7 protein-coding genes and 1 pseudogene are annotated in these 8,216 nt (G+C 65.8%); 4 read left to right on the top strand and 4 right to left on the bottom strand.

Annotation, left to right across the window (positions count from 1 at the left end; all coding sequences use genetic code 11):
• Window positions 1-547: 547 nt before the first annotated feature.
• From FGL98_RS22355 to FGL98_RS22345, 3 genes and pseudogenes are all read left to right on the top strand, one after another.
• Window positions 548-694: pseudogene (locus FGL98_RS22355) on the top strand (transposase); the annotation flags it as partial.
• Window positions 695-786: 92 nt separating this feature from the next.
• Entirely contained in the window at window positions 787-1,140 is a 354-nt protein-coding gene (locus FGL98_RS22350) for a hypothetical protein (RefSeq protein ID WP_146320680.1), read from the top strand.
• Between the two features lie 187 nt (window positions 1,141-1,327).
• Window positions 1,328-2,233, top strand: coding sequence for a hypothetical protein (locus tag FGL98_RS22345; RefSeq protein WP_146320678.1), 906 nt, complete (start codon window positions 1,328-1,330; stop codon window positions 2,231-2,233).
• 309 nt (window positions 2,234-2,542) lie between these two features.
• Here the strand turns inward: FGL98_RS22345 and FGL98_RS22340 are convergent, their stop codons facing one another.
• The 4 genes from FGL98_RS22340 to FGL98_RS22325 all read right to left on the bottom strand — a co-directional run bounded on the left by FGL98_RS22340 (window position 2,543) and on the right by FGL98_RS22325 (window position 6,907).
• Window positions 2,543-3,193: a hypothetical protein gene (locus tag FGL98_RS22340; protein ID WP_146320676.1), complete on the bottom strand. Its 651-nt coding sequence runs from the start codon at window positions 3,191-3,193 to the stop codon at window positions 2,543-2,545.
• A complete protein-coding gene (locus tag FGL98_RS22335) occupies window positions 3,190-4,650 on the bottom strand; it encodes a type IV secretory system conjugative DNA transfer family protein (protein WP_146320674.1) in 1,461 nt (486 codons plus the stop codon). Before FGL98_RS22335 ends, FGL98_RS22340 begins: the two co-directional genes overlap by 4 nt.
• A complete protein-coding gene (locus FGL98_RS22330) occupies window positions 4,647-5,123 on the bottom strand; it encodes a hypothetical protein (RefSeq protein ID WP_146320672.1) in 477 nt (158 codons plus the stop codon). Before FGL98_RS22330 ends, FGL98_RS22335 begins: the two co-directional genes overlap by 4 nt.
• A 143-nt stretch (window positions 5,124-5,266) precedes the next feature.
• A complete protein-coding gene (locus tag FGL98_RS22325) occupies window positions 5,267-6,907 on the bottom strand; it encodes a peptidoglycan DD-metalloendopeptidase family protein (protein ID WP_146320670.1) in 1,641 nt (546 codons plus the stop codon).
• A gap of 189 nt (window positions 6,908-7,096) precedes the next feature.
• On the opposite strand from FGL98_RS22325, the gene FGL98_RS22320 reads away from it, so the two are divergent.
• Window positions 7,097-8,197 carry a tyrosine-type recombinase/integrase gene (locus FGL98_RS22320; protein WP_146320668.1) on the top strand — a complete coding sequence of 367 codons (1,101 nt, stop codon included), beginning with the start codon at window positions 7,097-7,099 and terminating at the stop codon, window positions 8,195-8,197.
• Window positions 8,198-8,216 lie beyond the last annotated feature (19 nt).

Below are 8,216 nucleotides of genomic sequence, written 5' to 3'. Positions count from 1 at the left end.
GAAGCCGACGCCCACCACGAGCGACATCGCGGCCCCCTGTCACACCCTCACGCCAAAATGAGCACCAGCAAGACGGCAGACGCCGACACCCACCTCACACGCCAGACCTATGCAAGATCCGGGTTAGCGCAGATGCTGCAGGAGATTCATGACCAGGGCCACGACGTGCACGCCACCGCCATTGCCGCGATCTCCGACGCACCACTGGGCAATCGACCCGCCCGCGAGCTTCAAACTCGGCTGGTCCCCCACCTCGACTACCCCACCACCGGCAGGTCGAGCCCGCGAACGCAGATCGACAGTGCAACTCCAGAGGGCCGTCACACCCGCACACCCGCCTCATGCCAGATACCGTCTACCACGCCTCCCCGGTAACCGTCTGCGGACGAGCCGACAGCTACGCCGATGACCCCCTGGAGTCGTGAGGCGAGGAATCAACAGGTGAAGCTGCCCGCTCAACCTGCAGCTCGGATCGACACATCATCTGATGTGGCCGGCCGAGGCGGGCAACGTCATACCGGCTCCCCACCACCATGACGCAGCTGGCTCAATGTCCGGCATCGGAGTCAGGACCTGAGCCCGCATCCTCCTCGAGGTCGACAGCGGAGCCGCATTCCCCACACCGGGACACCTGGCCGCCTACGCCGGCCTGGCTCCCGTCAGCCGAGGATCCGGCTGTCACCCCACCACATCGAGCCGCGCCCCTGAACAAGCCCTGAGGCCGAAGGCGGCGGCACTTTTGGGGAAAGCGCCGCCTCGTACACACGAGAGAGTACGCTCCAATTTATGACCAGCAGTCAACTTATGATTCGGCTCGATTTCGATGGCGATGACATTCGCATCGCCATTCCGAGCAACGCTCTCGGCAAAGAGGCACTTAACCAGCCGAACATTCGCATCGAGCACAGCTCGGGATTCGGAGAGAACGTTTACCACTTGCTCTTGTCGGGCGGTGATGCAGCACTCCTAGCTCTACACGGAATCCTTTTCGCGTTCTACCGTCGAAATGCTAAGAAGCGTACGAAAGTGAAATTGCCGGATGGCACTGAAGTCAATATGTCTGGATTCGACGAAGGCGAAGTCAGATCTCTGCTGGATAAGGTGGGCGAATTGAGAGATCGCAGTGATGACACGCCGTAAGGACCTGGACAGAAGGCGCTCAATCGCATCACGATATCGCGACTCAAGGTTCTGGACGTCGAGCAAAGGAGCGCCTCTTAGCGAGAGTCAACTAGCTGCGATACAGCAACAGACACGAGCGTCAAATTGGAAGATGCGCCACATCCGGAAGGTAAATGAGACAGGGCAAGACATACATGATGATTCGATGGCTATGCAGTTGCTCGGAATGGCGCTGGCCCGGTGTTCGCGTCGGGAACGCAAGCGCCTAGGTAACATTCCCTGTATAGTCCAGCACGTACAGCAACTCAACGCTGCAACTTCCATTGACTCAATCCTCGGTCCGATGATCACATTCGACGAGGCGTGCCTGCAATGGACACGCTTCATTTCACGAGCCTGCTTCATGTTCTGGGAAGGGAAATGCGATGCCTCGGTAAGTCGGTCTTCCGCGCAGATGCTGCTACGAGATGCAGTTCAGTGGATCGCTTTCGACGACAACGTAGCATACGAATCGGCTCGAAATACATATGCTCGCTGGAAAGGTAGGCCCGAAGATGTTGAAGTTGCGCACTACTACCTGCTTTCCTTTTCTATGCAAGTATTTGTCCTGCTTCATGAATTGGGGCATGTCTATCTCGGCCACGCTGACGGTAGAAGTCTGGATCTGGAATTATCTAGGTCCAGAGAGCTCGAGGCCGATGAATTCGCATTGCAAAGGATTTCAGGATCAGAGGTCTATGAGTTCGACTTCATGGCCATTGATATTTTCCTCAGAACTTGCGCCCTGATTGAGACGGTCAATCCGTCCTTCCATGCACCCTCACACCCCACCTGGAAAGATCGCTGGCGTCAATTTCAGAAGACAGCGAGCGATCACCCCAAAGCTGACCATGTTGCGGCTTTAGACGAGGTCGAGGATCTATTCTCTAAAGATATAGCGCCACTCTTCGCTACGAACGGGAAGGTTACAAAGAAAACGGGCGAAAAACCTCTGCATTTGCGGGGACCGGGCGTTGACCATAGCGACGGTCTGGCCATGAACGTAATAATACCCAAAGTCTCAACAAGGAGCCCGAGGAAGGGCGCCGCATTCTTCAAAGACAACCAGTGACCCTTCGGGTGCTGGCAGGCCACAATGCACGCCGTGACGGAATCAGCAACTCCATCGGAACGTAGGAAGAATCTTGCGACCCTCGACGCCGAACTCGTGATCTCTGAGACTCCCCAGGGCAGCCGTCCAGCCGTCGACGAGACTATGTCACGCACTGAGCCGCAGACAGCCAGCTCAGGTCTTTCCGCGAAAGACGCGGGAGCAGTTGCCCAAACCTACCGCCGACGTTGGCCCCGATCCTCGCAATGAGAATATATCGTTCTACCGGGGCCGACGGGAGTGGTTCGCGCCGCCTATCGTCGCGAGCAGCTACTCGTCGATGATGTCGCCGCTGTCGAGGTCGACCAGGGCCAGGCGGGACCGATCGCTGACCTCCTGCTCGCGCCGCCAGCCTGTCTGAGCTGCCTCGAGGTCGTCGGCGTACCGACGGCGTCGGCGGGTCGCGGCCTCGTCGCTGAGGTAGTAGTTGTGCCGGCTGCGTCCGGGCCACCCGGTGTGTTCGTCCTCGCAGTGGTCCTTGCATCGGCCGCGCATCCGGTCGACGAATGCGGGTAGGCAGTAGCGGTGCCATTCCTCTAACGGGTTGCTGGACAGGGCGTTGCCGGCGCGGCGGCGTTGGTCGGCGACGGCCGCGATCTCGTGGATCAGGTGCGGGTGCTCGGGCCAGCACGCGGGGATCATCGCGGCGACGTCCCAGGTGTAGTCCCGGTTCAGCCAGGCCACGACCCGGTCGAGCCACTCCCAGACCTCCGCGCGCAGCTCGGGGTCCAGGCAGGTGGCGGGGTCCCACGGTCGCGGCAGCCGGTGGACCGGGATCCCGAGCGCGTCGATCTGTTCGGCGGTGCCGTTCTCGGCGATGTTCAGCTCCCGGTACGCCAGGCGCAGGTGCGGGCCAACGGTCGGGAAGGGCGCCACCATCGCCGGAATCGTGGTGGTCACCGGGCCTGGTGTGGTGGTCATCGGTTCGCGGTCTCATCCTCGGGTGTCAGGCCGCGGGTGCGGGCCTCGACCAGGGCCGCCGCCCGGGCAGCCTGCGGAGTCTGCAGCATCGGTGCGCTGTGGGCGAGCCGCTCTTGCAAGGTGTTCTTGTCGGCCAACAGACCCTGTCCCTTACGTCCGTCGATGGCGCGCGTCAATTTCGCGATGATGGGTTTGCCGTTCTCCGCGACGACCAGGGCGTGGCGTTCGCTCATCTCCCGGATTTCTTGGGCGGCCAGGATGGGTACGTCCTCCCCCGATGTGGTTCGGCCGCCGGACTGGCCGGACTGCCAGCTGGTTCGGGCGATCCGCACGGTGCCGAGCAGGTCGGAGATCTCCTGGTTGAATGCGCCGTCCTTGCTGCCACCGAACATGACCAGGACGTTGGTCAGCCCGAACAGGGACCGTGCTTCGTGTTCCCCGAAGATTGCGACGAGCTGTTCCCAGGTCTGCGCGGCGTAGATAAAGGCCAGGCCCAGGGCCCGCTCGTTGGCCATCCGGGTCCGCAACGTCGGCAACGGCGCCGTGGACGGCAGCTCGTCCAGGCACGCCAGCAGCGGCGGGCAGAGGCGGCCCCACTGGCTGTGGTGGGCCTGGTCCAGCGCGGTGTCCAGCACCAGCTCGGCGACCGCGGTCATCAGCGGTGACGCCGACGCGTACGGGTCTTCGCGGCCGAGCAGGTAGATCGTGCCCCGCCGGCGGAGGATGTCGCCGATATCGGTGGCAGGCCGGCCCGGCCCGGGGACGCAGCGGCGGCGGATGTCTTCCTGGAAGAAGAGCTCCATGGCCTGCTGGACCGTGGTGATCGTGTTGCCCGCGGTGCGGTCGTCCCCGTTGAGTGCTCCGTGCAGCAGCCCGGACCAGAACGGTGCGGCGTGTGAGTGTTGTCGCAGGATCTCCGCGGGCAGGGTGGTGGCTTTGGGGTTGGCGACCCATTTCAGCACGTCCTGCAGGGTGCGGCCGGTCAGGGCGGCCGCGTGGAAGTAGGCCTTGATGACCTTGGTGGCCTCCGCGGCGTAGAACCGGGCGGAGTCGTCTCCGGTGCCGCCGGTGATCGCGCCCTTGATGGTCCCCGCGGTGAACGCCTTGGCGCGGCGTTCGGCGATCAGCGGGTTCACGCAGCCTGCGATCGGGTCGACCACCAGCTCCGGTAGGCCGGGCAGCAGGCCGAATGGGTCGAGCACCGCGCAGGGCCGGCCACTGGCCGACCGGGCGGTGAACGTCACCAACAGGTCGTCCGGTTTGGTCAGGGTCACCAGGGCCGCACCGGGTGCGCCGAGCAGGGCCGGGCTGAGCAGGTCCAGGGTCTTCCCGCTGCCTTGCGGGCCGATGACCCCGGTGGTCCGGTCCCACGGCACCCACAGCTGCCCGCCCCGGGGATCGTGCGCTGTGCCGAGCCGCCACCCGTACTGGTACGCGTCGAACCTGGCCGTTCTCATCGGCGCTTACCCTTTGCGGTGATGGCCGTCGTGTGGTCGTGTAGGTCGGGGCGGATCATGGTGGCGTTCTTGCGTAGTCGCGTCCTGCCCAGCAGCCGTTCGGCATCGGCTCGGCTGGCGACGCCCCGGACCCGGCCGGGACCCCACCGGCGCCAGCCCCACACGGCGGCACCGACCATCAGGGTCGTGAGGACGAGCTCGACGATCACCAGGCAGACCCGCAGCAGGCCCGGGCCAGCGATCGCCGCCGCCGAACCGGACAGTCCCGCCGCGGCATTCCCGGACAGCACGCCGGGCAGGCTGTCGAACAGGTGAACCCGCGTCGGGAAGGTTGCGCCGCCGCCGGCCAGGAGGTTCGCCACGGCCCGGCCCAGCTGGATCCCGAGGGCCCACACCAGCACGACGCCGACGAGGGTCCCGGCCGGGATCTCCCAGGTCGTGGGTCGAGGATCGACGTACCGTGTCCGCTTCATCACCCCGCCGCCTTCCCTGCCTACCGATGCATGTGTGCCTACCAAGGAGCGACGGCCGCGCCTGGGCGGACACCGACCCCGAAGCCTCCGCGGGCTCTGGCCAGTAGCCGCTGCGTGCGCCTGGTCTCCGCGAGCGGCGGCGATCACCTCCGCGCGGCAACACTTTTGGTGTACGTGGCCAACTGGCGGCGCGCTTCCCACGGGTACCCCATCGCGGCCAGGGGTTCGATCCGGACCACGGTCCCCGGTCGGGGCGCGTGGATGATCTGCCCGCCGCCGACGTAGATCCCGACATGTCCCCAGGGCGTCGGGTCGGTGGGGACGTTGAACACGATGACGTCCCCAGGCGCCAGTTTGCTGACGTCCAAGGGCCCGGTCCCGGACCCGGTGGCCACGGTCCTCAGCCGGCCAGTGGAGTGGTCGGCCGCGGAGCTGTGCGGCAGCAGAAGCCGGTCGCCGGTCGCCCGGTAGACCACGGCCATGACCAGTCCGGAGCAGTCGAATCCGCCCCTGGTGGGCCCGAACTGGTTACCGCCGCCGTAAATGTAGGGCAGGCCCAGCCAGGAGCGTGCCGCGGCGACCGCAGCCCGCCCATAAGGGCCTACTGGGATCGGTGTGGGGCAGTCGGTGATGGTCCCGCCGCCGTAGGCCTGGGCGTAGTACAGGACGTCGTTCACGTACCAGGTCGCGTGGTTGTAGGCCAGGATCGCCTGCACGACCCCCGACGTGCCGTCCTTGGCGCCGGAGGCCACCAGGTAGTGGGCGGCGGTGAACACGCTGTCCGCGTCGTCACGGATATTGATGTGCCCGTCGCCGTCTCCGTCGACCCCGTACCGGGCGAACGTGGTGGGTAGGAACTGCATCAGCCCGACGGCGCCGGCGCTGGAGGTCCCCGTGTTGCGGCCCTGGCCGGTCTCCTCCATCCCGATCCCGGCCAGCAGAGTCCAGGGGATCCCATATTCGTGGCCGGCGGCGATGTAGTCGGCCTTGATGCGTGTAGGGATCGACAGCGCCGGGCTGTGCAGGCTGTTCTGGCGGGGTGTCCCTGGCGGCGGCAGGGGGAAGTCCCCGCCTACCGGTGTCGGCGCGACGAGTTGCCCTGGCAGCACGGGGTTCAGGCGGAATGGTCGTGTCGGTGGTGTGGTCACCGGCGGCGCCGGCTGGGCGGGCGGTGCGGTCCCGGACCCGCCCAGCGGGGGGATGGTCACGCCGCGGGCGGCCATCCAGGGTCGGGGGTCGGTCGGGTGCCCGGCGACGTCGATCTGGAAGTGCAGGTGCGGGCCGGTCGCGTTCCCGCTCTGCCCTTCTCGTCCGAGGGGACGCCCTGCCCAGACAGTCGCCCCGGCTCGCAGGCCTGTCGCGAAGGCGGCCAGGTGCAGGTACTCCATCACCACGCCGCCGCCGACGTCCACGCGAACAATGTGGGTCCCAATACTGTCGGTGAAGACCTTCGTGACGGTGCCGGCCATCGCGGCGACGACCGTGGTGGGGGTGGGCGTCTCGGCCAGGTCGATGCCCGCGTGCAGCATCCGGTGGCCGCCGTAGATCGGGCCCGGGTTGACGCGCATGCCGAAGTTGCTGGTCACCACGAAGGCGCCGACCAGCGGGAGCCGCGCCGGACCGCCGGGCGGAGTGCCGGTGGTGCAGCACCCGCCGACCGGGTCGCCGACGACGTCACACGAGACGGGCGGTGGGGCCTGAGTGAAGACGGCTGCGACGGCCATCGCCCCGGCGAACGGGATCAGGAACAGCAGCACGGTCACGACCAGGATGATCTTCTTCACCACTGCCGGCCCGTCAGGTGGCTGTCTCTATGCAGGAAGGTTCGTTTCGTGGGCGGGAGGACACGAACGGCGTTCGTGCAGGTGGTGCGGGTTCCCCGGTTGCCTGATCTTTATTGATCATCGGTCGGCTTTCCTGACAGTGTTGGTATATTGTCGATGTATGGTCGGTTTACTTGAGCTTGGTTGCTGATGAGCCTGCGCGTGGTGCCGGGTGGCGTGGCAGCCTGCGATCTGGCGACGGTGCAAGACGTTGAGGACTTTGAGCAGGAGCTGGTCGACCAGTACGCGCTGGCGATGGTGGCTGCTGGTCTCAGTGACGGGCATATCCGTAACAGCAGGGCGATCGTGATCGAGTTCGCCCGGTCGATGACCGGTCCGCTGTGGGAAGTGACGCCGCAGCACGCCGACCGGTTCCTGGCTGAGCAGCGGCGACTGGGCCGCAGTGTGTCCACGCGTGCTGGCAAGGCGGGCACGCTGTCGGTCTTCTACGAGTTCGTCATCGACCGCTATGCCGGCGACATCCGGCGCGCGACCGGAGTCCAGGTCGAGCAGCCGATTGATGAGTACAACCGGCAATCTGGTGCGTCGTTGGGCAACGTGCGGGTGCCGCCGTCGGATGCGGAGATCGACACGCTGTTCACCGGCTGGCGCGAGTCCGTGCCGCACGCGCGCAAGTACCTGCCTGCGGCTCGGGACTACTTCGCGGCCTCGTTGTGGCGTCGCCTTGGGCTGCGGATCACCGAGTCCGTCATGCTCGACATCCGCGACTGGCGGCCCGACCTGGGCGGGTTCGGCAAGCTGCATGTCCGCTTCGGTAAGGGCAGCCGTGGCCGCGGGCCCAAGCCTCGTCTGGTTCCAGCGATCAACGGAGCCGACCGGCTGATCGAGTGGTGGCTGGCCGAGGTGCGCCCGCAGTACGGCTCCGACTGGGCTGACCCCGACGCACCGATGCTGCCCTGTGAGCGGCTCGACCATGACCTTGGCCGCTGCGGTCGCGCACGCGCCGATGTGCTCCGCCGCACACTGAACAGCCAGGTTGATCAATGGCTTCCGGCGTGGTCGGGACGGATGACCCCGCACGTGCTGCGTCACTACTGTGCGTCGTCGCTGTACGAGGCCGGGATGGACCTCAAAGCCATCCAGGAACTCCTGGGCCATCTGTGGCTGGCAACGACCTCGGGCTACATCCATGTCCGCAGCGACCACATCGAACGTGCCTGGGGCCAGGCCAACGAACGGCTCGAAGATCGCTTCAGTCAGCGACGCCTGCCCGGCCCCGCCGCACCGTGACCGCGACGAGCGATCCACC

The sequence above is a fragment of the Leekyejoonella antrihumi genome (genome assembly GCF_007845645.1).
GTDB lineage: Bacteria > Actinomycetota > Actinomycetes > Actinomycetales > Dermatophilaceae > Leekyejoonella > Leekyejoonella antrihumi.
Note: the sequence above shows the minus strand (reverse complement) of the source record. Positions and strands in the feature narration are given on the sequence as shown.

What these genes read in the sequence shown, in the direction of transcription:
- FGL98_RS22350 (WP_146320680.1), top strand. Translation starts at nt 787, where the DNA reads ATGACCAGCAGTCAACTTATGATTCGGCTCGATTTCGATGGCGATGAC.
- FGL98_RS22345 (WP_146320678.1), top strand. Translation starts at nt 1,328, where the DNA reads ATGGCTATGCAGTTGCTCGGAATGGCGCTGGCCCGGTGTTCGCGTCGG.
- FGL98_RS22340 (WP_146320676.1), bottom strand. Translation starts at nt 3,193, where the DNA reads ATGACCACCACACCAGGCCCGGTGACCACCACGATTCCGGCGATGGTG.
- FGL98_RS22335 (WP_146320674.1), bottom strand. Translation starts at nt 4,650, where the DNA reads ATGAGAACGGCCAGGTTCGACGCGTACCAGTACGGGTGGCGGCTCGGC.
- FGL98_RS22330 (WP_146320672.1), bottom strand. Translation starts at nt 5,123, where the DNA reads ATGAAGCGGACACGGTACGTCGATCCTCGACCCACGACCTGGGAGATC.
- FGL98_RS22320 (WP_146320668.1), top strand. Translation starts at nt 7,097, where the DNA reads ATGAGCCTGCGCGTGGTGCCGGGTGGCGTGGCAGCCTGCGATCTGGCG.